This window comes from Leptospira fainei serovar Hurstbridge str. BUT 6 (assembly GCF_000306235.2).
GTDB lineage: Bacteria > Spirochaetota > Leptospiria > Leptospirales > Leptospiraceae > Leptospira_B > Leptospira_B fainei.
The window spans coordinates 308,102-329,689 of the sequence record NZ_AKWZ02000002.1; the positions used below are offsets into that span (position 1 = coordinate 308,102).

General features: G+C 44.5%; 19 protein-coding genes. 6 read left to right on the forward strand and 13 right to left on the reverse strand.

Annotated features, from left to right (window positions below):
- Positions 1-3 precede the first annotated feature (3 nt).
- On the reverse strand, positions 4-900 hold the full coding sequence (gene xerD / locus LEP1GSC058_RS02855) for a site-specific tyrosine recombinase XerD (protein ID WP_039935053.1): 897 nt from the start codon (positions 898-900) through the stop codon (positions 4-6).
- Between the two features lie 126 nt (positions 901-1,026).
- On the opposite strand from xerD, the gene LEP1GSC058_RS02860 reads away from it, so the two are divergent.
- Together LEP1GSC058_RS02860 and LEP1GSC058_RS02865 are read left to right on the forward strand one after the other, a co-directional pair.
- Complete coding sequence (locus tag LEP1GSC058_RS02860) at positions 1,027-1,623, forward strand: tetratricopeptide repeat protein (RefSeq protein WP_016547798.1); 597 nt, start codon at positions 1,027-1,029, stop codon at positions 1,621-1,623.
- A 12-nt stretch (positions 1,624-1,635) separates the two neighbouring features.
- Positions 1,636-2,643 carry an LA_2486 family SGNH/GDSL-type esterase gene (locus LEP1GSC058_RS02865; protein ID WP_016548211.1) on the forward strand — a complete coding sequence of 336 codons (1,008 nt, stop codon included), beginning with the start codon at positions 1,636-1,638 and terminating at the stop codon, positions 2,641-2,643.
- On the opposite strand, the gene LEP1GSC058_RS02870 is transcribed toward LEP1GSC058_RS02865, so the two are convergent.
- Both LEP1GSC058_RS02870 and LEP1GSC058_RS02875 read right to left on the reverse strand, forming a co-directional pair.
- Positions 2,640-4,070 carry an MBOAT family O-acyltransferase gene (locus tag LEP1GSC058_RS02870; RefSeq protein ID WP_016548258.1) on the reverse strand — a complete coding sequence of 477 codons (1,431 nt, stop codon included), beginning with the start codon at positions 4,068-4,070 and terminating at the stop codon, positions 2,640-2,642. The two genes, LEP1GSC058_RS02865 and LEP1GSC058_RS02870, sit on opposite strands and share 4 nt — an antisense overlap.
- Positions 4,060-5,337 carry an LA_2490 family SGNH/GDSL-type esterase gene (locus LEP1GSC058_RS02875; protein ID WP_016548214.1) on the reverse strand — a complete coding sequence of 426 codons (1,278 nt, stop codon included), beginning with the start codon at positions 5,335-5,337 and terminating at the stop codon, positions 4,060-4,062. The genes LEP1GSC058_RS02870 and LEP1GSC058_RS02875 overlap by 11 nt, the downstream gene beginning before the upstream one ends.
- A gap of 170 nt (positions 5,338-5,507) precedes the next feature.
- Here LEP1GSC058_RS02875 and trxB point away from each other — a divergent pair, with 170 nt between their 5' ends.
- Complete coding sequence (gene trxB / locus LEP1GSC058_RS02880) at positions 5,508-6,455, forward strand: thioredoxin-disulfide reductase (protein ID WP_016548042.1); 948 nt, start codon at positions 5,508-5,510, stop codon at positions 6,453-6,455.
- A gap of 27 nt (positions 6,456-6,482) precedes the next feature.
- Here trxB and LEP1GSC058_RS02885 read toward each other — a convergent pair whose 3' ends face one another.
- Together LEP1GSC058_RS02885 and LEP1GSC058_RS02890 are read right to left on the reverse strand one after the other, a co-directional pair.
- On the reverse strand, positions 6,483-7,208 hold the full coding sequence (locus LEP1GSC058_RS02885) for a hypothetical protein (protein ID WP_016548120.1): 726 nt from the start codon (positions 7,206-7,208) through the stop codon (positions 6,483-6,485).
- Positions 7,209-7,291: 83 nt separating this feature from the next.
- On the reverse strand, positions 7,292-8,164 hold the full coding sequence (locus LEP1GSC058_RS02890; protein WP_016548292.1) for a carbohydrate-binding protein: 873 nt from the start codon (positions 8,162-8,164) through the stop codon (positions 7,292-7,294).
- Between the two features lie 128 nt (positions 8,165-8,292).
- Here LEP1GSC058_RS02890 and LEP1GSC058_RS02895 point away from each other — a divergent pair, with 128 nt between their 5' ends.
- A complete protein-coding gene (locus LEP1GSC058_RS02895) occupies positions 8,293-11,961 on the forward strand; it encodes a tetratricopeptide repeat protein (RefSeq protein ID WP_039947937.1) in 3,669 nt (1,222 codons plus the stop codon).
- Positions 11,962-11,996: 35 nt separating this feature from the next.
- Here the strand turns inward: LEP1GSC058_RS02895 and LEP1GSC058_RS02900 are convergent, their stop codons facing one another.
- The 3 genes from LEP1GSC058_RS02900 to thiS all read right to left on the reverse strand — a co-directional run bounded on the left by LEP1GSC058_RS02900 (position 11,997) and on the right by thiS (position 13,772).
- On the reverse strand, positions 11,997-12,824 hold the full coding sequence (locus tag LEP1GSC058_RS02900; RefSeq protein ID WP_016547943.1) for a WecB/TagA/CpsF family glycosyltransferase: 828 nt from the start codon (positions 12,822-12,824) through the stop codon (positions 11,997-11,999).
- 61 nt (positions 12,825-12,885) lie between these two features.
- A complete protein-coding gene (locus tag LEP1GSC058_RS02905) occupies positions 12,886-13,575 on the reverse strand; it encodes a thiamine phosphate synthase (RefSeq protein WP_016547874.1) in 690 nt (229 codons plus the stop codon).
- Positions 13,572-13,772, reverse strand: coding sequence for a sulfur carrier protein ThiS (thiS, locus tag LEP1GSC058_RS02910; RefSeq protein ID WP_016548094.1), 201 nt, complete (start codon positions 13,770-13,772; stop codon positions 13,572-13,574). Before thiS ends, LEP1GSC058_RS02905 begins: the two co-directional genes overlap by 4 nt.
- 104 nt (positions 13,773-13,876) lie before the next feature.
- Here thiS and LEP1GSC058_RS02915 point away from each other — a divergent pair, with 104 nt between their 5' ends.
- Positions 13,877-14,215: a hypothetical protein gene (locus LEP1GSC058_RS02915; protein ID WP_016548103.1), complete on the forward strand. Its 339-nt coding sequence runs from the start codon at positions 13,877-13,879 to the stop codon at positions 14,213-14,215.
- An 8-nt stretch (positions 14,216-14,223) separates the two neighbouring features.
- Here LEP1GSC058_RS02915 and LEP1GSC058_RS02920 read toward each other — a convergent pair whose 3' ends face one another.
- The 3 genes from LEP1GSC058_RS02920 to guaB are packed head-to-tail and all read right to left on the reverse strand — an operon-like array spanning position 14,224 to position 17,278.
- Positions 14,224-14,916, reverse strand: coding sequence for a 16S rRNA (uracil(1498)-N(3))-methyltransferase (locus LEP1GSC058_RS02920; protein ID WP_016548190.1), 693 nt, complete (start codon positions 14,914-14,916; stop codon positions 14,224-14,226).
- Position 14,917: 1 nt separating this feature from the next.
- On the reverse strand, positions 14,918-15,709 hold the full coding sequence (locus LEP1GSC058_RS02925; protein ID WP_016548100.1) for an outer membrane lipoprotein-sorting protein: 792 nt from the start codon (positions 15,707-15,709) through the stop codon (positions 14,918-14,920).
- A gap of 42 nt (positions 15,710-15,751) precedes the next feature.
- Positions 15,752-17,278, reverse strand: coding sequence for an IMP dehydrogenase (gene guaB, locus LEP1GSC058_RS02930; RefSeq protein WP_016547810.1), 1,527 nt, complete (start codon positions 17,276-17,278; stop codon positions 15,752-15,754).
- A gap of 81 nt (positions 17,279-17,359) precedes the next feature.
- Between guaB and LEP1GSC058_RS02935 the strand changes: the two genes are divergently transcribed.
- The gene (locus tag LEP1GSC058_RS02935; RefSeq protein WP_016547972.1) at positions 17,360-18,526 is read left to right on the forward strand and encodes a DUF1577 domain-containing protein; all 1,167 of its coding nucleotides are present in this window, start codon (positions 17,360-17,362) and stop codon (positions 18,524-18,526) included.
- Here LEP1GSC058_RS02935 and LEP1GSC058_RS02940 read toward each other — a convergent pair.
- Together LEP1GSC058_RS02940 and LEP1GSC058_RS02945 are read right to left on the reverse strand one after the other, a co-directional pair.
- The gene (locus LEP1GSC058_RS02940) at positions 18,523-19,806 is read right to left on the reverse strand and encodes an EAL domain-containing protein (RefSeq protein ID WP_016548261.1); all 1,284 of its coding nucleotides are present in this window, start codon (positions 19,804-19,806) and stop codon (positions 18,523-18,525) included. The genes LEP1GSC058_RS02935 and LEP1GSC058_RS02940 overlap by 4 nt on opposite strands.
- 107 nt (positions 19,807-19,913) lie before the next feature.
- Entirely contained in the window at positions 19,914-21,572 is a 1,659-nt protein-coding gene (locus LEP1GSC058_RS02945) for a hypothetical protein (RefSeq protein ID WP_016548018.1), read from the reverse strand.
- Positions 21,573-21,588: the final 16 nt, after the last annotated feature.

Here is a 21,588-nt window from a genome sequence, read left to right on the forward strand (position 1 = left end):
AAATTATCCTCTCGGATGGAATTTCTTATGAACTTCCTTCAGGGTTTTATTAGCCATGTGGGTATATATCTGAGTCGTGGATATGTCGATATGTCCCAATAGTTCCTGAACCGATTTGAGGTCCGCGTGATTTTCCAAAAGATGAGTCGCAAACGAATGTCTCAACGTATGCGGTGTGACTTTCTTTTTGATACTCGTTCTTTTGATATAATGATTCAAAAGTCTCCAGACCGACTTACGATTGATAAACGACCCTTTCTTGGACACGAACAAATAATCGCAATTACGGTTCTTTAGAATATAAGGTCTGCTTTGTTTAAGATATCTATTGAGAATGTCCAAGGATTTCTCCCCGAACGGAACCAGTCTTTGGCGTCCGCCTTTCCCTTCCACCGTCAAAGTCATCCCGGCCATATCCATATCCGTTAAACGAAGATTGCATGCCTCTGAAATTCGAAGACCGGAAGAATACAGAAGTTCGAAAATGCACTTATCTCTTAGTTCGTAAAGATGATCCTCGCGAATCGCACTGAAAAGCTCTTCGATTTCTTCCTGAGTCAGATAGTCGGGAATGGAGCGCATCACTTCCGGAGTTTCGATTTTCTCCGTCGGATTCGAATCCAATTTCTTCTCGTCTTTAAGAAACTTATAAAACTGCCGAATTGCGACGACTTCACGCGCGATCGTCTTAGCGGAGATTTTTCGATTTCTTTCCTCGTTCAGGAAACGAACTATATCGTTTGCCTGAACTTCTAAGAAGTCGATATGTTCCTTTTCCAGGAAGTTCTTAAACTTGTTTAAATCGTACCCGTACGAGTAAATCGAATTGTCGCTCAGACCCTTCTCTACCGAAAGGTATTCCTGGAAATTTTGGAGTAAATTCTTATGAGAAGATGTCACTTTCTTAGTCCCGCTTCTACGTATTACAGTACTAATTCCTTCGGACAAATTCTCCCACTAGATTGAAACTTTTTTAAGATTGCGGTATGGGAAGGCCCGTAAATTGTACAAATTCGACGGAAGAAAATGACTTTTTTTAGTCAAATTTTATCCCCCCACCGGAAAAAACCTACGGAAATGAGACAGAAGTTCCGATACGCATTTTCGATTCTTATGTCCCTAATCCTCGTTTCCTGCGATTCCTCGCAGGAATGGGTAAACCTCGCTCGTGAAAAACACTCCCAAGGTAATATTGCGGAAGCGCTTTACTATTATGATTTAGCGCTTAGAAAAAATCCTGACAACGTCGTTGCGAATAGAAATTTAGGAATTCTTTTAGCGGAAAGTCATGAGGCCCCGGGATCGGCGGCATTTTATTTAGAAAAAGCGCATATAAAGGATCCGAAGAATCCGGATATTCTTCTCTACTTATTGGAGATTTATTTAAAAGCGGGCTCGAAAAGCGAATCGGATCGGGTTTTAAAATCTTTCGCCGATGGATGGGATAAGGATAGGGAAAGCTTGGCTAAGTTTCTGAAAGAATGTTTATTGGATGAGAAAAAAAATCCAAATGAAAGAAAACGCTTTCTGGAAAATCGAATTCCGGAAGCAAATCCCGCTTCCAAGAGAATGTTTCGGGAATGCGGAGAAAAATTATATCCGGAAAATCCGACAAAATCGTAAAAACCGAATCCGTTGAAGTCGTTAGTTTATCTTAAAATCGTAATTTCCCTATCATTTATTTTTATTATATTAGAATTATCGCTTAGACTTCCGTACTTCCAGTCCGTTCGATTCAGATTATCCGATAAAAAACTGCATTGTCTCTCCGATGGTCCTTTGCCTTGGATACGCCTTTGCCCGAATCGGCAATTGACCCTTTTTCAGCCTGCAAAGCAATACACGTATAATATTCGTACGGATCAAAACGGGGAACGAATCAGTTACGAACCCGGAACTGAACCGCTTCACGCTCGAAAGGAAATCTGGATCTTGGGAGATTCCGTAGCAATGGGGTATTTAGTGGAAGATCGCGAATCGATTTCCTGGCAATTGGCCGAAAGGATAGGTTTTGCCGGTCGAGTCCGGAATCTAGGTGTGGATGCCGTCGGGACTTTAGGAATTCAAGAAATACTTCGGGAAGTATTGAACCGGTCCGATCCTCCGAAGGTCGCTTATTGGATTTATCATATATCGGATGTCGCAGATTCTTTTAGAGAAGAAGCTCTTTCCAAATCGAAAGTGAAACGACTCTTGACCAGAATCTCCTTTTATTTATCCCGGTATAGCGCCGTCTTTAACGGATGGAAGACACTGCGCGAACAATATCGTCCCGAACTTGCTGAAAATCAAATTTCTTCGCAGGAAGAAATCGCAAGAGAATCGTTGGCGCAAGACCATCCGCATTTAAAAGCGTTGAAAAGCCTATTTGTTTTTTGCAAGGAGAGGGAGATTCCCTTGGTAATCGTATTTCTTCCCGAACCGAATCCTGCAAATCAACCGATCTTTCAATCGACTATCTTAAACAAGGCCGGATCTCTTGCGCTTGAAAATCGAATGTCGGTCTTGGATTTAAGACCTACATTGCAAACGATTTGGAAAGAAAAGCATGAACCGTTTTTTCTGGCCCGAGACGGACATCCGAATCCGTACGCCTACGGACTCATTGCCGATCGCCTTAGCGAAGATTTAGCTCGTCGTTAGAACTGGAAATAGAGAAACGGTTGGCTCACTGTAACACTATAAAGAATAAAACAAATGGAAAGCAAAACCGCCGAAATCGAATAAACCCAGATGGGTTTATCCGTAAGTTTCTCCAATATCGGAATCTTTCTATCCACGATATAATCTCCCGCCATGAGAGCAATAACCGCAACGAATAACGGAAGAGGAACGTCCAAGGGTAATCCTTTCGCCGCCGTAAAAGCTCGCACAGTCATGGTCCATGCGACGTCGATGCTGCCTTCATACCCGGGTGCCGCTTTTGCCCGGAAGAAAAACATCGATACTGCAAAGAAAAAGAAAGTATATGCAATTTTAATAATCTGCGGAACCTTTTCCCAAGCTTGAGAGATCCTGTTAAACGATAGAATAAAACGTTCTATTACCATTAAGAAAGCGTGAATCGCTCCCCAAATGATAAAATTCCAATCGGCGCCGTGCCAAATCCCGCTCACAAACGTAGTAAGAAACAGGTTTAGATACATTCTAGGAATGCCTTTCTTGTTACCACCGAGAGGAATATACACGTATTCTCTCAGCCAAGAACTGAACGAGATATGCCAACGCCTCCACAATTCGGTAATCGACTGGGATAAAAACGGTTCTCGAAAATTCGCCGGGATATGGTATCCCATAATCCGCCCTGTTCCGATCGCGACATCCGAATACCCGGAAAAATCACAGTAAACTTGAAAGGAGAATAAGACGGCAGAAATTGACAATGCCTCCCACCCGAAAACCGAAGGATTTCCGTAGACGGGATCGATGATTAAGGCAATGGGATCCGCGACAAAGGTTTTCTTAAATAATCCCCACGCGATTTGACGAATACCCGGAAGCAGATTCTCGTTCCGGAACCGATACTCTTCCAAAAACTGATGGAGCATATCCTGAGCCCGAATGATCGGCCCAGCCACTAATTGCGGGAAGAAACTCAAAAACAGACCGAACTGAAAAAGATTCTTGGCTCGCCCCACATGGCCGCGATATACGTCCACCGCATAAGCGATCGCTTGCAAAGTAAAGAAAGAGATTCCCATCGGAAGGAGAACCCCCGAGGGATAAGCGTAGCAAGATTCGCACGGCTGCAATCCAAGAATCGTATTCCAAGCGATAAAGGAAAAATCCAGATATTTGAAAAAATAGAGAAGAAGTAAATTTCCCCATACGACTAAATTCAAAAAAAATAATTTTCCGGATTTAGTGACTGCCTTATCCATCCACACTACGCAATAGTAAGTCAGGACTATCGAATAAATTAATAGCGCTACGAACGGAACCCTGAAAACCGCATAAAAGTAAAGGCTCGTTAAAAGTAGCCACCACTTCTGAAACCTAGCGGGAAGTAGAAAATAAACCGCGATGACGACGGGCGCAAAAATTAAATATTGAACCGAATTAAAGAGCAAATGGGCTCTCCTTTAAATGTTTGGCAATCGCTTCCGCCAACCATTGGTTTCCGATTTTCGTAAAATGTCCGTCTTCCGGAATAAAATGATCTAGTATACCGATGCGCCGACCATCCGTTCCGATCTTGCACATGCTTACCGTATCTTTTTTCAGTTTCATGACCGGGATTCCTTTCTTTTCGAAATAGGAGGCCGACCGAATCGCGTAATTTTCCAGCTTATGATATTTCCCGTTATTATAGCAGTATATCTCTTCCACTTGAATGGGAACAATCACGGGAATCAATCGAAACCCCTTCTCTTTTGCAAGAGCGATCATTCCATCATAGCTGCGTTGCGTTAACTCCGGTAAAGATTCCAACTCGGTAATATTCGGAACAGTATCCGTACAATGAACGTCGGCAGGAATCGGTTCCGGACAGACCGGTCCTAATACGGCGTCCTTTATTACCGGCGCTAAGGGAGAGCAATCCGGCCGCGTCGGAGGACGATAGAAGGAATTCTTAATATAAGATCCCAAGTTTTCCCCCGGTTGCGAATTCTTGGACATTCCGGCGGATTTTATTTCGTTCGCGACATTCATTTTGGTCACTGCCGCGGTGACGGATAATTGCTCCCAGGCCAATTTCATAGCCTGCAAAGCGTAAGACCATTTCGTAAGTTCGAATTGGATTCTAAAATTTCTTTTATAGTTCGGATCCGTTTCCCTTACCGCATCCGTCTGATCGTCAGGCAAGATTCCTTTAGCGGCCAGCGCCTCGGGCATATCAAAATCATTCGGTGAAATGAAAAAAAGAACTTCGGAAACATGATCCAGTCGGGCTGCGATATCTTTCAGCCTCAAATACGAACCCGAAGAACCATAGGCATCCACTCCCAAATTCAGAGATTGCCGGGCGCCTCCCTTTAGCTCCAGACCATCCAGCAAAGCGCAGAAGGTATCAGGATCCCCCACTCCGAAACCCATCACAAGGCTATCGCCCAGACATAAAAGTTTCGGTTTCTCGGAAATCGGATCTTTTGTTCCACGCAAACCTAAGGAATTGGTGGAAATTTGACCCTCCCATTTCCCGGCAAAATGCCGTACAAAGAGAGACTGATTAGGCTCTAAGCCCACGTAGTAATCCGGGTGGTACTGGTGAAGAACTTTTAGATCTCTATAGTATTGGAGAGAAGGGGATCTGAGGAAGCGAAGTCCGACTTCCGTCCCCAGGAATGCAATTCCTACTAAAAAGAGGATCCATCCTGCCTTTTTCGCAAAATTCATGGATACGGGAAGCATCGGCGAAGGGGTCAGACTGGCAAGCCAATTCGATTCCGATAGGTCAGTTTCAATGGAAGGATTCGGTTCTCAAAAAAAAGATCTACTTTACAAGAAACCAGTCTAAACAATACAATCAATTTAGAATCGTTCTAAATTGATAGAGGTTTTCAGATATGTCTCATAAAGTCGTAATTATTGGTTCCGGTCCTGCCGGGCATACGGCAGCAATCTATACAGCGAGAGCCAATCTTCGCCCAGTAATGTATGAAGGTTTCATGGCTGGAGGAATTGCGGCCGGAGGTCAATTAACGACGACGACCGAAGTTGAAAATTTTCCCGGCTTTCCGGAAGGAATCGATGGAACTCACCTAACCCAGCTTTTTCGCGCCCAATCGGAAAAATACGGTACCACTATTCACACTCAAAATATTACGAAGGTGGATTTCTCTTCCCGCCCATTCAAGCTTTGGTCCGACGACGAATTAATCGAAGCGGACTCCGTTATTATCGCGACCGGTGCGACGGCCAAAAGAATGTTCATTGCCGGAGAAGATTCGTACTGGCAAAAAGGAATCTCGGCTTGCGCGGTTTGTGACGGCGCTCTTCCGATTTATAGAAACAAGGAACTAGCCGTTATCGGGGGCGGAGATTCCGCCGTCGAAGAAGCTTCTCATTTGACCAAGTTTGCCTCGAAAGTATATTTGGTTCACAGACGAGATAGCTTGCGCGCATCCAAGATAATGCAGAAGCGTGCGACAACTCATCCGAAGATCGAAATTCTTTGGAACACGACTGTGGAAGCGGCATCCGGAAACGGTAACCAATTGACTGCGTTGACGGTTAAGGATATTCCCTCCGGTAAGACTAGAGAACTTCCCGTCAGGGGCCTCTTTTATGCAATCGGCCATAAACCCAATACGGAAATATTCGAAGGCCAATTGGATTTGGATGAGACGGGTTATATTAAAACGGTTCCCGGAACGACAAAAACGAATATCGAAGGAGTTTTTGCGGCTGGAGACGTTCAAGATAAAAACTATAGGCAAGCGATTACGGCAGCCGGTTCCGGTTGCATGGCCGCTTTAGAAGCGGAGCGCTGGTTGGAATCTAGAGAGGAATAATCGTAGGAACGAAAGTCGCGAAACAAATCAAGGTCTCGCGACGAGCTGCCCCTTTTTAGCTGCGGTATCGTAAATAAATACTGTAGGCAAAGAGGGTTTCTTCTTTCCTCCGGAAGCGATATCTTCTTCCTTACGAACGATCATAACCAATCTATCTTTAGGAGAATCCGGAAGAAATTTCTCCAAATAGTGCTTCTTAGGAAGCACTTGGATCAATTCTTCGGTAATCGGATCGTAGACGAACACTTTCTTGGAATCCTTTTGATTCAAATATCCGTCTTTATTGGTATCGTCCGGCATCCCCACCACGATGAACTTTCGACCGGTCTGCAATCCGGGAAAAGCGTCAGGATTCGGTTCGACGGATTCGTTGGAACGGGAAGTTTCCACTTCCTCCTGGCCGTAGAAGTAATCCCAAATATAAACGCTCTTAGTAAATACTTTCCGAATTTTGCCGCTTAAGAGATCGACTACGACCAGATTTTGGGCATGATTTAAAGTTTTGCGGGGTCCGAAATTCTCCCTATCACGATTCAGATTTAAGGGATAATAAAGAAAACGTCCCCAAGCGACGGAGGAATGTTCCAACAAATCGTCATCCGGTTCCACATATACCGTCTCACTTTTGTTAGAGGATGACTTGGAAATTTCAATCCCGCGATCATAGACGAACCAGCTTTTTAACAGAGCATATACTAGAATCACGACGATGACCGCAATGATCAAGTAGACCGATAAGCGAAGCTTTTCCATGGTGGGAAGCAAAGATTCCGGCTCCCAAGGGTCCAGGTCAATCTAGTTTTAGCCTCGCTTATTCTCTTCTTAAACGGGGCTTTTTATTTTCTCTCTAGGACACCCGAGCGTTCCGGTACGTTTAAGGCGGATGAAATTTCCCCCGTGTCTTCCCTAAGCAGAGTCAACGGGTTATATGTATCGGGAATTACTTTGCCATCCACAACGAAATTATAAAGATACTCGCCAGGCTTCAATTTCTTCACGATTCGAAAAACGCCGTTTCTTTCTCTTTCCATAAAATCCGCCTCCGGATCCCAATGATTGAAATCCCCGACGAGGGTAACCGAGTCGGCTTGAGGCTGATAAATTCGAAACTCGACGGTCCGAAATTCTTTTTCTTCGTGGGGCGAATCATCTAGTATCCTGGTACTAACCTGTTTATTCGGACCGCCGTGACGATACGCAATTCTGGAAACCAAGGAACCGGCACCGTCCTCATACGTATCCGGGTTACCCGGATCATGGGTGAAAAGACCATCCACTCGAAATTTATATTCGTATGCCGGTTTTGGATCGTAAGAAGTATCCCCGACTATATCTATGATTCCGTAAAAAATACCCTTATCATTTTTTTGTAAGGGAATACATTGCCAGTGGTTGAATTCTCCGCAAACGCTGACTTCATCGTTCTGTAAACCTTCATAGGTAAACAAAACCCCTCGATTCAGCAATTTCCCGGTTTGTAAGGATGTTGCAGTATCCACGTATCGTATAAATCTGGGAGGGACCGCCCGCCTCAAATTTTCAAACTGCCAGAAATAATAGATTTTTTCCTCGGAGAGGGCTTCTTCGCCTTCTTCATAATCCACGGATCGAAACGCGCCGATCCAGTCCTCCGCCTCGTCGGCGGCTAAAGTGAAGGTAAGAATTAGTGTCAAAAATACGACTGCCTTGGTTTTGTTGGCCGGAATCATTCTATTGCGATTGTCGTAGAAAAACCCGGAAACCCTAAGCGGATTTCCGGAGTCTTATAGATGGATCCGACATAAGGAAAAATTCTTTGATCTTTTTCGATTAAGCCGATAGTATCCCTAAGGACTTTATGGCTGAGCCCTCATCTCCAGAATACTCCCCCCAGGACTTGGAGCAAATACGCTCTATACTGGACCCACTGAGTCGAAATCCCGAAACATCGGAAGATCTGAACCCGATGCTCTCCGTCTTTCGGGATAAGATGGGCTTTACTATGCCCATTTCCATCGGTGACGAAGAACCGCAAGAAGAAGATCAAGAAGCATCCGAAATCGAATTCGGGGAAGAAGAAGGCGACGAGCCGACTCCATCCACTGGAAGACCTAAGCCGATTTCTTTTTCCGATGAAGACGATATCGACTTAGATGAACTATTAAACCAGCCGCCCGCTACGGGAGAAAAAGCTTCCGAAGAGGAGGATCCGTTTGCAGGAATGGGAGAAGAACCTTCGGTATCGGACGATTTTTCCTCTCCTCCTCCGGAAGATCCTTTTGCCGAAGAATTTCCAAGCGAAGGAACAGAACCGACTCCTACGGACGATTTTGGATCCGGAGAAGAGGACCCTTTCGCAGGAATGGATTCAAGCCAAGAACTGGAATCCCCTTTTGATTCTCCACCCAGTGAGGAATTTACCCCGGCAGATTCGGATCCCTTTGCGGATATGGGCGGAACAACTCAGGAAGAACCGATTACTGATCCGTTTGGCGGTTCGGCGGAAGAGGATCCATTCGCTGACATGGGTGGAGGCGCGGCAGGTACTGAAGATCCGTTCGCTGACTTTGATGCTAGTTCAATGGAAAATGCCCCAGGCGATGAATTTGGTCTGGGTGAAGGAGATCCCTTCGGAGCCTCCCCTTCCAATGAAAGCGATTTCGGCGATTTAGGGTTCGAATCGGGAGCGGAAGAAACTGAACCTTTTGCGGCGGAACCGGGACCTTCCGATTCGGATCCTTTTTCGGACTTTGCACCGGTATCGGGGGCAGGCGGTCAGGATCCATTCTCCGATCTTTCCGGCGCGACTTCCCTTCCGGAAGCCGATCCGTTCGCGGATTTTTCCTCAGAACCGGTATCAGAAATGGATCTGGGTGCGGCTCCCGAAGGCGCGGATTTTACCAGTTTCTCTCCCGATCTTGATGCAGAATCCGATTCGGACGGAGATTTAGGAGCTCCATCCTTCGAAGACGATCTTCGCTCCTTAGGCGGTGAGGATAAGGAAGACATAGATCGCTCCTTAAGCGACGAAGAGTTAGCTATCATTCAGAAGGAGATCCTACGATATCCGCCTCTATTACGAAGATCGGTAATAGAATCGATCGTACAAGATAAGCTCTCTAAGAAAGCACAACGAGACCTTTTAGAACTTATCAAGGTTGAAAGTACCCCGGAAGATGTCGCCGCTTTCTTGTCCGCCGCTTTAGGAACTACGATTAGTTTAACGGATCGTTCCGGCGCTTATTCGGCGGACGGAGTTCCGATCATATCCTCCGATCCGATTTATACGAAAGAGGGATTACTAGAAAGACGTAAGCGAGTTCGTAGAACGATTTATACGATCGCGGCAGGACTGCTTTTGGCGTTCGGAGCCTATTTCACGTATTTCGGAATTATTCGTCCGAGACAAGCCGCTCAGCATTATGAAAATGGATTGGAACAAATTCGTGAAATGGGCGCTAAGAAAATCCTGGGCCAACTCAGCGAGGACGAGAGGAAGAAATATTTAATTTCTATTGAAAGTTATTTTGATAAAGGCGCTGAAATTCTTCCTCATAATTTGAAATACTTAAATTTATACGGAGTCGAGTATAGTCGAGCCGGTGAATACGAACTTTCTTTCGGAAAGTTATTCGGAAGAATCGAGCCCGACCTAGGATTCAGCGGGACCTTGGACTCATGGAATCGGAGAGAAAACGCCCCTCTCGTGAAATTAGCTCCCGGCGAGTCTTGGAACGATAAAAAATTAAAAAGCCAGCTCGGCATAAATCAAGGGGCGGAAGGAATTCGATTCTTATTGGATCAGGAAAAAACTCCTAGAAAAGTCGTAGCCGCCGGTGCGTTTCTGGTAATGCGACTCAAGGAGAGAATTCATGAAAACGACACATATAGAAATTTAGGCTGGTTCCACTCCCAAGTCATGCCTGACTTCGCCGAGCCGGACGGAAAGCGCGGAAAATTCAAAAACGACGCCCTCTCGATCGATTACTACCGAAGAGTCTTTACCGATGGAGAGAGTCCTTACGACGAGAAAGCGACCGCGGGTATCGCGAAAATATACTATAATCGAAGGGAATTCGGAAAAGCCGCTTCGTTCTATAATAGAATCGTAGAAGCCAATCCGAAAAGTATTCCCGGTCAGGCAGGTTTAGTTTCCACCTATATCGAAATGTGGAAAGAAAGCGGAGATCCTCAATTCGTGTTAAACCACCACAGGCTTTTGCGGAATAATTTGGATATGGAGTCCGAACTCCCCTTTTATACCCTCACAAAATTAGCGTCCTTTTATACTGCGTTGGATCCTGAAGAATTACGAATCAAATATAATATCAATCCTGTCGATCAGGTTTCTGGCATCGAAATCGAAGAAAGCGCTCTTAGAATGCTGGATACAATCTATCGCAAATCCCAGGAGGATGAGCGAACTAAGGTTGAAATCGATGGTAAAAACTATGCGGAAGGTTACTACCAACGCGGCATTTATTATTTAGCGATAAAAGAAAATGTTCAGGCACGCCGCTTCTTTGAAAAAGCGGCAAGCTTGGACGAAAAGCATTGGCTCGCCGTTCTCGAGCTTGCCGAACATTCCGTTCGTGTCGGTAACTTCGAAGAAGCCGGCGACCTTTTACGGGAAGCCGAAAACAGATATAACAGAAACGTACGTTGGTTCGGAACGAAAGACGAAGACGAAACTCTCTTCGAAGGAAATCCTACTCGGATTTACTTTGATCAGGGAAAAATTCGGTATCTTCTTTCCGCCGGATTAACCGGTAAGGAATCCATTAAGGAATTCCCCGGGCGGAAAATTTATCCGTTCCGAGCTCGATCCGAAGAAGAGGGAAAAAGTCTTTCGGTTCTAAAAGAAGAAGAGAATAGAAAGAACCGTCGAAAAGAGCTAAAAGCGTCTTTGGCGGAATTCGCAAAAGTCAATTCGGACGAGCCTAAATATGACCTCATCCGCAAATGGAGAAGAGAGCTCCCGAGTTCCCTGTTACGCGAAATGAAATTCTTTCAAGGTTGGGTGGAATACATGGACGCCGACTTTGATAAAGCGTTGGCTGATTGGACCGGATTCGAAGACAAGGACGAGTATTATAATCCCACCCTGCTAATGGGTAAAGGGAATGCTCTCTTCTATACCAAACAAACCAAGACAGCTTTGGGTTATTATTTAAGAGTTAAAGACGATATGGAAGAGAAAATTCCCGCGATGGGAATCCCTAAAGCGGACGATCCGTATCATCAGGAAGTTTACCAGACTCTTACTGCCGCATACAATAATATAGGCGCTTGCTATGAGATTTTGGCTAAGAAAACGGCAGGTCAACAATCCGAATCGTATACTGCGGAAGCTTTGCAAAATTATTGGAAAGCCATCGAAACGGCGCGAAAAATCGGAGAATCGAGCGAGATATCGCTCTCGAATAAGGACCTTTTATTTAAACGGGAAGCGTTGAAGCAAGATCCGATCCTGGAAGATTGGGTCTCCCCGACTCTAGAATCGATTCGCGATCTGGTTCGGAAATAAAGGTCGTCTCTTATCCTATCGGATTAAGGGATTGATTATTTCTTTTTACGAAATAACGATTTAACCCAAACAAAAACGAAAAAGCCGATCATTCGGCTGAGTCGGACCAATCTCCAAGGGCGTACGAGTATTCTCCAAAACCAAGTCAGTCCGTGCAATTTGAAATAGTTAGGAGCCTTCCGCACTTTTCCGGATAATATATCCATCGCCCCCGCAACCCCGATCACGACCGCATGCCCGAAGAAAGCGGTATTGTTTTCGATCCAGATTTCCTGTTCGGGAAAATCCATTGCAAGAAATATAATATTAGGACTAGTTTTGCGAATCGATTCCTTTACGAGTAATTCCCGTTGGGAGTTCATATATCCCGCGTGGCGACCGACGATACGTACACCGGGGAAATGCCGAGAAAGATTGAAATATACTTTTTCTATAATATTTTCCTTTCCACCTAAAAGGAAAATGGAATAATTTCTTAATTCACAAAGCCGAACTAGATCCATCATTAACGCGATGGTAGGGATTCTTTCCTTCAACTCGCCGCCTAGTCGCTTAGCCGCCCATTGCAATCCGGCGCCTTCCGCAAGAATAAGACTGGCTTTTTGAGCGATTCGATGCAGCTTCTTTCCTTTTCGGATGGCCATCGTCTTAACAGGGTCTAAAAGAAGAACATGGTGATAGTGATCCTTCTCTTCCATTAGATGATAGATCTTAGCCACGGACTCGTCTAAACTAGCGTTCTCGAAAGGAACTCCTAAGATCTCCGTCTTTTCCAGATTATCTACATCCATCGATTGGTAATCGAGGAGGTAATCTCGGTCGTCTTTCGCCGAGAGGTGACGGATTTCCCCTGGTTGCTTCATACGGAGCATCCTATTGGACATAATCTCTGAGTCAATTGAAAGTTCTTCCTACTTTTAAGAACTATACGTTTCCGGATTCTTTGAGCAAGCGTAAAGATTTTAGAACATCTTCCGCCTCGCCCGCTCCTGCGATCATTGCGACTAAAAAGTTTCCTTCGGATAAGACCGCCGGTAATGTTTCGGATACGATTCCCCCGATGGGGGCAATGGGAACGGAACTCACTCGCATCGCCTCGGAAAGCTCGACAGTTCCGATAGCCGGACGTGTTTCTTCTTTTGAAGAAGTATCGAAAATCGGACCAAAACCGGTATAATCCCAAACTCCGATTTCAATATTGCGTAGGTCGTCCAAGTTGTGGGAGGAAGTTCCTAAAAAAAGCCGGCTTGCTTGAATTTTATCCCTCGTCTCTCTATCCAAATTCGCATAATCTTCCTTCCCGATATGCAATCCGAAGCAACCGAGAGAAAGAGCTAATTCCCAATAATCGTTCAAAATCACCGGAAAATCGGGAAATTTTTCCCGTAAACTTTGGTACAAAATCGTAATTTGTTCGATTGCTTCTTTCTTAGCTCTCAATTGAAAAAAGGGAATGTAGTCTCGGTGATTCGACCAGAGTGAAACTAACTCGAAAGGATTTTTTCGTGTTTTGGAGCAATATTCCAAATCCAGAATAGGATACAATCCGGGAGCTTTCCAAAGCTCGGCGCGAGGACGATCCGTATTCGAAAGATTTTTTCGACTCCGATTCATCCGCCGCCTACAAATTTTAAAATTTCAATCCGATCTCCGTCTTGAAGAGTCACTCCGGGCCAAACCGTTTTTTTTACGATTTCTCCGTTTCTTTGAACGGCTACCATTTCAGGTTTTAGTTTTAAAGATTCGAGTAGTGAAATCAAACTAGGAGAAGAGAGATCACTTAGAGACACCTGTTTACCGTTGACCAACATTGATGCACCTCGGTCTAGTTCTGCTTCTATTCCAGGTTTCCTGTTTGTCGAGTCCAATGTTTTTTAGTTTACCATTACCTAACGACCGAAAACCTTTTACTTATATGACCCTGTCCCTACGGCTTCTTTTGATCATTACGGCAATTTTTCTGACAGCTTGCGAGCATAAAGAACGGGATATAAAGGGCGCGGCTGTAAATACTTTCTTAGCCGGTTGTGTCGGGGGCGGAATTGCTTCTTGCACGGCCAATTGCCAGAACCTGTACGGACCGACAGTCACCGGAAACAATTTACTGGCATTGAATACCTGCCTTTCGAATTGCAATGTCGCCTGTAGCATTGTAACGCTTTGCCTGCAACTTCAACAGGCTTGTACGCGCGATTGCGGTAGTAACTATACCAATTGTCTTTTATTTTTAGGGGCAAGCGGAGTCGGCAAATAGTCGAGTCGTTAAGACGAGGCGCGAAATAGCGACGCCGCGTAAATACCGGCTGTCTCGATTCTTAAAATCGAATTTCCCGCCTTGCAGCCGAGAATTCCGTTCTTCTTAAACAATTCTTTTTCCTCTTCGCGAAAGCCGCCTTCGGGACCGATCAAAACGGTTCGACCTCGAATGGAATCTATATCAAGTTTTCCTGATCCTTCCGGATCCAGCAGCAGAACTTCATCATCCGTTTTTTTCAGAGAATCCAAATATCGAGTTAGAGGTATTGGCCCGACGATTTCGGGAAGAAACTCCCTTTTGGCCTGGGCACAAGCCTCTCCTGCGACTCGCAATAACCTTTCGGTATTCAAGTCTTTTCTATCCGAGTGTGCAAAGATTAAAAAGATAAACCGGGTTATTCCAAGTTCCGTTCCTTTTTGAATTAACCATTCGAGTCGATTCCCTTTCGGAATGGCGGTCGCAATAACTGCCGGTGGAAACGTATTTTCTTTATATTCGGTTTTGAGAATCTTTCCCGTCTTGCCGGAAGGAGGAACGTCAAAGAGATAGCTGGTACCTTTTCCGTCCTTTACGATAACGATTTTCTTATCGTTAAAAATACGAAGAGCTTTTAAATGAGAAATTTCTTCCGGATCCAATTGCAAATTAGAATCGGGAAGGAAGTTCGGGCGAAAAAAAACGGTTTCCGAATCGGACATTTTAGAATCGATTCAAGTTTTCCAATTCGAAGAGAGACGGATCCGGTTTAACGTCCCGATCCACTTCCGTATATTCAAGTACGCTAATCGAACCGGAATTCAAATCAAGCATTTCGAGTCTGCTCGCCATCTCGTCCCGGGTGACTTTTTGTTTAGACTTAACCTTTACCGGCCCGTACTTGATGTTTAAAGTCTTATACAAAACCCCGTCTTTGTCGTGAAAATCCAATCGTGTCGGCTTTAAGGTATCCGGCTCCAAAAGTAGAACCAACTTGGAATAAAAATACGGAACGATCGGACGCATCGATACTCGTTTCATCTTCTTACCTCCTACATCGAGGTCGCTTTGCACTATCGGATTATAGTTGGCCTGATAGGACGTTCCGGATAGATCCACGAAACTGAAACCTGTATTTAGATGATTTTCGTATTTCTCCTCGTCAGTTTTTCGGAATATTTTCCTGGAAAGGGCGTTAAATGCGTAAATTAATTCCCCGTCTTCCTTAAATAGAATCTTATATTCCAATCCTCGTCCTTTGCTTTCGAAAAGGGAAAGAGAATCTTCCCCTTTTCGAAAAACGCTCATATCCCAATTCCATGTATCTCCGGAACGTTTGATTAAGATGAGATTGGCCTTAACCAATCCGTCCGTCTTTAGCAAGGCTTGGTCCAATCGAGCGACAAGTTCCTGGGCTACCCTCGTTTTTTCCGCAGTGGTTTGGGCATGACTAAGCGATCCGGATAGTACAACCAAGGCCGAGAGAAAAACGGATTTAGAAAGAAATCGTAGCAATTCTACTAGCCTCTAATTGGTTCTAAAAAGGGATCCTAAAGATTATTCGGCCCTTAGACTCGGTGCACTATAAGAATACAAACTATGAACGGAGCCTTGGGCCTGAGCGGATTCGCTTCTTCTTTCGAATCTGAGTTTTCCATCGCGCAACGCTTTATGCAACTCTTGAATGCTTTTATGGCCCATATCCTGGAAAGAAAGACGAATTCCTTGGCTCAAGTACGGGATAAAATTTAGAATCGATCCCCGATCTACGACGGATCCGCTAACCCCTTGGGCCACCTTGACTTTTTGTCCCTCGTTAAAATATCGTTTATCCCCGCCGGCCTTCATCGCTTCAATACTAGCCATTCCTCTATACTTCTTGAGACGGATTCCGTTCTCATAAAAATACTCTCCGGGCGCCTCGTTTGTTCCCGCAAACATGAATCCCATCATACAGGCAGAAGCTCCGATGGCCAGAGCATTCGCAATATCGCCTATATTCGTGATTCCGCCGTCGGCAATTACGGGAACGTCGTGCTTAGCGGCATGATTTGCGGTTTGATAAACTGCAGTTGCCTGTGCACGCCCGACCGCCATAGTATCCTGCGTAATGCAAATGGATCCAGGCCCCATTCCTATGCGAAGACCGTCGGCTCCGGCTTGAATCAAATTTTCCGCCTGGCCTCTAGTCACCACATTTCCCGCTACGACTTCCAAATTTTGAAAATTCTTCTTAATGAATTGCAGCATCTCGATTTGATAGATCGAATTTCCTTGGGCCGAGTCTATAAATATCACGTCGACACCGGCCTCGTAAAGCGCCGCGACTCTATCTCTAGATTCGTGTAGCGTAGAAATAGCTGCACCGCAACGTAACCTCTTGCTTTCATCCTTGGAAGAATCCGGGAAATCCTTATTTTTTTTCAGGTCCGAACGGCTGACCAAGGAAACCAATCTCCCGTCCTTGTCCGTGATCGGTAATTTACCGATCTTTTCTCTTTTAATAATATCATTCGCTTCTTTCAACGTAATTCCCGACTTCCCGGTAATGACGTCCGTGGTCATCACTTTATCCAAAGAAATGGTTCTATCTCTCTCAAAGTCGATATCTCTATTGGTGACGATTCCGATGAGTTTCGAAGTTCTGGTTCCGTCTTCCGTGATCGGAATTCCAGTAAACCCTTGGCGCTCCTTAATCCGATCCAGATCTTCGATGATATTTTTCGGGCCAAGTACCACCGGGTCAGTGATGAAGCCGTTTTCAAAACGCTTGACTTTCGTTACTTCGGCAACCTGCTGGTCGATCGTATTATTGTAATGAATGATTCCGATTCCTCCCATCAACGCCTGGGCGATCGCCATTGCGGATTCGGTTACGGTATCCATCGGAGAACTTACGAATGGTCTTTTTAATCTGATCTTTCTGGTGAGCCGTGTTTCAAGCTCAACTTCGGATGGATGAAAATCGATAAAACCTGGAAGAACTAAAAAGTCCCTGTAGGTCAGCCCGATTTGCATGCTGAAAAGTTCTTCGCCGGAGAGGCCGTCTAAAAATTGGGAGTTGCGGTAAGATTGGTTTGACATTAGTGTACCTTACCTATTACATCAAAACGAAGCGAAAGGCTGGAATCAAGAGAATTTCCACCCCCCACACCTAGGAATTTAATGGAAAAGGTAGATCGGAAACAAAGAGATCGGGAACTCATATCTGAACCGGAAAAAAGACTCCATATCATCGGAAAATTCCTGCTGAAAACCGAACTCTTGGTTCGAGACACTGACGAACACGATTCCGTGGAACTTCTCTCGGTCAGTAAGGATGCAAAAAAGATTCTGGTGCAAGGAAAGGCTCCGGAGCAATTTAAACTCAACGCCCGCGTAGTTTTGTATAAACTTCTGGCTCGTTACCTTGAATTGGAATGCGAAGTATTAGAGGAGCGTCCCAATAATCAGTTCGTATTAGAAGTCGAATCCGTGTCTATCGCAAGTCGCGAACGCAAATTTCCAAGGATCAAACCTCCCGACGGTTCCGTATGGATTACGAATCTTCGGACTAGTAAAACCACAATTGATGCAAATTTGTTCAATGTCCCGACCTCGGTAAAAGTGAACTTTGCCGATTACGAGCGCACCCTGAAGCCGAAGTACGATATTCTTAAAATCGACGTATTCCGTTCCATAGGGGATAAATTCGATTTAGTTAAGAAAAGCGGTAAAATTCTCTTTATCCCGAATACCCAAAAACCGGAAAGTTACGGAACTTCCGACAAGAACGGCTATGTCGATTATGAACATGAATTGGGCGACGAAGAGGATGTTCGAAGAAAAATCATCGAATATGCGAATCAGAAAATCAAGTCGGAACTAATCGTTCCGATCGTTTACATCAATCATGACGAACAGGCTATTCCGATCGGATATGTCCTTGCTCAGAATCGCACACGCGAAATCGATATGACGGACGTAATGGAAATCAAGACTTTAACGTTCGAAATGGTGGACAGAATACGGGAGTCCAACACGATTTTGGTCAAGGAAAGATTTCCGGTATTGGATCTATCTACCGGCGGCTTACGGGTAAAAATCAATCATCCCGACTTGAACGACGATTTACCGAGGCGAGTCGGATTTACATTCGATATCTTCTTCAAAATGCAGGCGCCCTTGACTGCCTATGGCGTCGTCAGATCCGTAGCGAGAGACGCTGATAATAATTTGTATGTCGGTTTATCGTTGGAAGGTAACTCTGCGCGACCGGGAGAGAAAAAAAGATATATAGATAACGTCAACCGCCTCTTGGCCGATGCGGGCGTAAAAGTTTCTCCAACCTAGGGAAAATCCCACATTCTGACGTCCACGAAGAGTACGTTGCCGTCCATTAATCTCTTTGAATAAGTGATGAGTAGGATTCTACTATCCAAATCGAAATACGGATTACTTGCGATCCAACCTTCCGATGGATTCTTGGCGTTCTTATAGAATTGCTCCAGAAAGTAAGGTCTCCAGCTCCAGTTTCTTCCCAAATAATTCTCGTTTTCTTGCATGATTTCTTGCGATAATTCGGTATAATTCGGCGAGAGCTGTCTTCCCTCCTGATCGGTTACGTACATTCTAAAAATCGAATCTTTCAGAAGATAGGCGTTGCGAATTCGAATTCTGAGAATCTCCTGTTCTACAAAGACCTCGATTCCTGCCGATTCGAGTCTATCTTCCAGTTCTCTTTCTTTTTTAATTCGCCTGAGTAATTGGTATTTTTTATAGGAAAAGAATAACTCATGCAGTTGGGAAAATCGGATGCTCAGACCGGAAATATCTATAAGATCGGGGCTCGGCTCAGCAAAGTAAAATCCTTGGAGAAAGCGCGCACCGTAAGTCAATGCGTTATATAACTCCGTTTCGGTCTCGATTCCTTCGAATAATAGGGAGCAACCCAAGCTCTCTGCCAGTCGGGATAATGTAAAAAGGATTTCCTGAAAATTTCTTGAATCCACCGAGCTTCTTATCAATCCCAGGTCGACTTTTATAATATCCGGATGAAGTGCGCCGATTCGATCTAGATTGGAAGATCTTGCCCCTAAATCGTCGATCGCGACCAGGAACCCTTCCCTTTTGTAAAGATTTATCAACGGTTTTAACTGATCGATTTCTCCTGAAAAATGCTCCTCGACGATCTCAATGACGATCTTCCGAGGATCGACTCCGATCGTTTTGGCCGACTTTAACGTATACGGATCATCGTTCGAACCGGATATGAGATAATCCTGCATAAACGTGGGAGAAATATTTAAGAATAGTTTCGTATTCGGCGGTAAATTTGTGCTCTCGGATAAGATTTGTAACGCCTTGGTTCGAATCGAACGATCCACGTCGCGTTTTAAATCGTGAAATCGAAGTCTCTCTTCCGGCGAAAACGAATGGGAAGGTTCCGATAGAAAGAAGGGGCCCAGGCTATGAATGCGATCGTTTTGATCTTTGAATCGACCAAGCGCTTCGAAACCGAAAATAGAATCGTTTTCGACGGAAAGAATAGGTTGGAAAAACGGGACAAGTTCGCCGCTGGAAAACCATTCTTTCCAACGATCGACTGTCCACCCGCCTTGGCTTTCACCCATTCTCAACTTAAGATGGAATCAGGCGTCAACGGATCAAGGAAATTCCTAGTTTATTAAAGTAGTTGCTAAAAAACGAATTCAGTTTTCCGAAAATTAAAAATAGTTTTCTAAAATCCCTTTCCTAAGCCGCAACTTACTCCCACCGGAATCGGCTGCCATTCCAAATCGTCTTTATATTGATCGATAAGCTGCTTATTTACGCCGATGTTTTCTCGGAAAATTTCGAAAAGACGATTCGATGAGAAAAGATCTTCGGCTTCGGTTAATAATTTAAGCCTTTCGTAGTACTCTCTGAGATTTTTTTCCTTAATCCTGTTTTCTCCGCTCGCCACGGATTCGATATACCCTTGAGGTATATTCCTTCCGAAGTGACCGATCCTCCAAGGTTTTGCCGCTTGCAACTTGCTTAGAAGGGGGTCCGTCAGAGCATAAACGTCGATGATTCTTCGCTCCGGTCCGGCGAAATAGCCGAAGTATCCGACGTTCAACGTTGCACAAACCGGGAATTCGGATGGGGAAGCTTTTAAATCGTCTCGATACTTTCTTCCGTACTCGGCCCAAACATGATCCGGAAAATCCTTAATATACAAGGAGCGGAGAAAGTTAGCCTTAGGAAAATACATACTCTTTTCATCGACGATGTGACCGTCCACGCGGAGCCTGTGATATTCGGGAGTCGTATATAAATAAGATCGTTTATTCAGCAAAGTAAAAAGTATAAAGCAGAGAAATCCGAATATAATCACCGATCGATGCCGAATTCTTGTTAAAAGAAACACCGCGGCAACGAAAGGCAGAGAAATAAATCTTCCTGCCATAAAATCCCCGCCGATTTTCATTATATAAAGTAAATATAGCAAAATCCCGAGAAGCGGCAGGAGAAATTCGGGCTGAATTTTTTTTCTAAACGACTGAAGAAAATAAACGATCGGAAAGATTAAGGTCAGAATTGAAACGGGGTCCCAAACCACAGAATTTCGCAGATACAGCAATCCGGCCAGCCAGAGTTCGCCGGAAGGAATTCCGGTATTCAACTTTGCATAAGCGGTATTTGGAAACGGATATCCGTAGTAAAGAATGGAGAAGAGAGTCCAAATCAATGCGGGAAGTAAACCCAAGAATCCAAAACCGATTGTGCCCAACACCCTTTTTGATTTTAACGAAGATAGAAAAAAATATCCAAGATAAGGGAGACCGAACAGAACTGTGTCCTGTCTATTCAGATATAATAACGCAAGAATTAGGCAAAAACGAAAAATGTAAGCACCGGATTTTTCCTTAAGAAATCCTTCCCCTTCTAAAAAGAGTAAAATCAAAAGAAAAAAGGAAAGCGGGTTCTCGAGACCTGAAGTGGAATAATCTACGAATGCCCGAGATGAAACTAATAATAAAGCCAACCAGGCAATACCGGTTTTTTGAATCGAGTTTTCGTCCCGTGACAAAAGATAAAAAGTACCGGCTACGCAGATCCAGGACAATAGTAATACGGCATAGAATAACGGAATTCGAAACACTCCAAAGAAAGCGATTCCGAACATCCAAAGCGGATGAGTGTATGCTTGCACCCGTTCATACGTATTCCAGCGAAGGCCGAAACCGTTTAGAAAATTCTCAACCGTCCGGAACGTGATGTAAGAATCTTCCCCTACCCAAGAATTGACGAGCAAGATATATATAAAAAGTAAGATAGAGATCGGACCAAACCATTTAAAGAGCAAAGAAGAAACGATCCGCTCGTAAATACGATTCAAGAAAGATGATATCATTCGAGTCCTTAGTTAA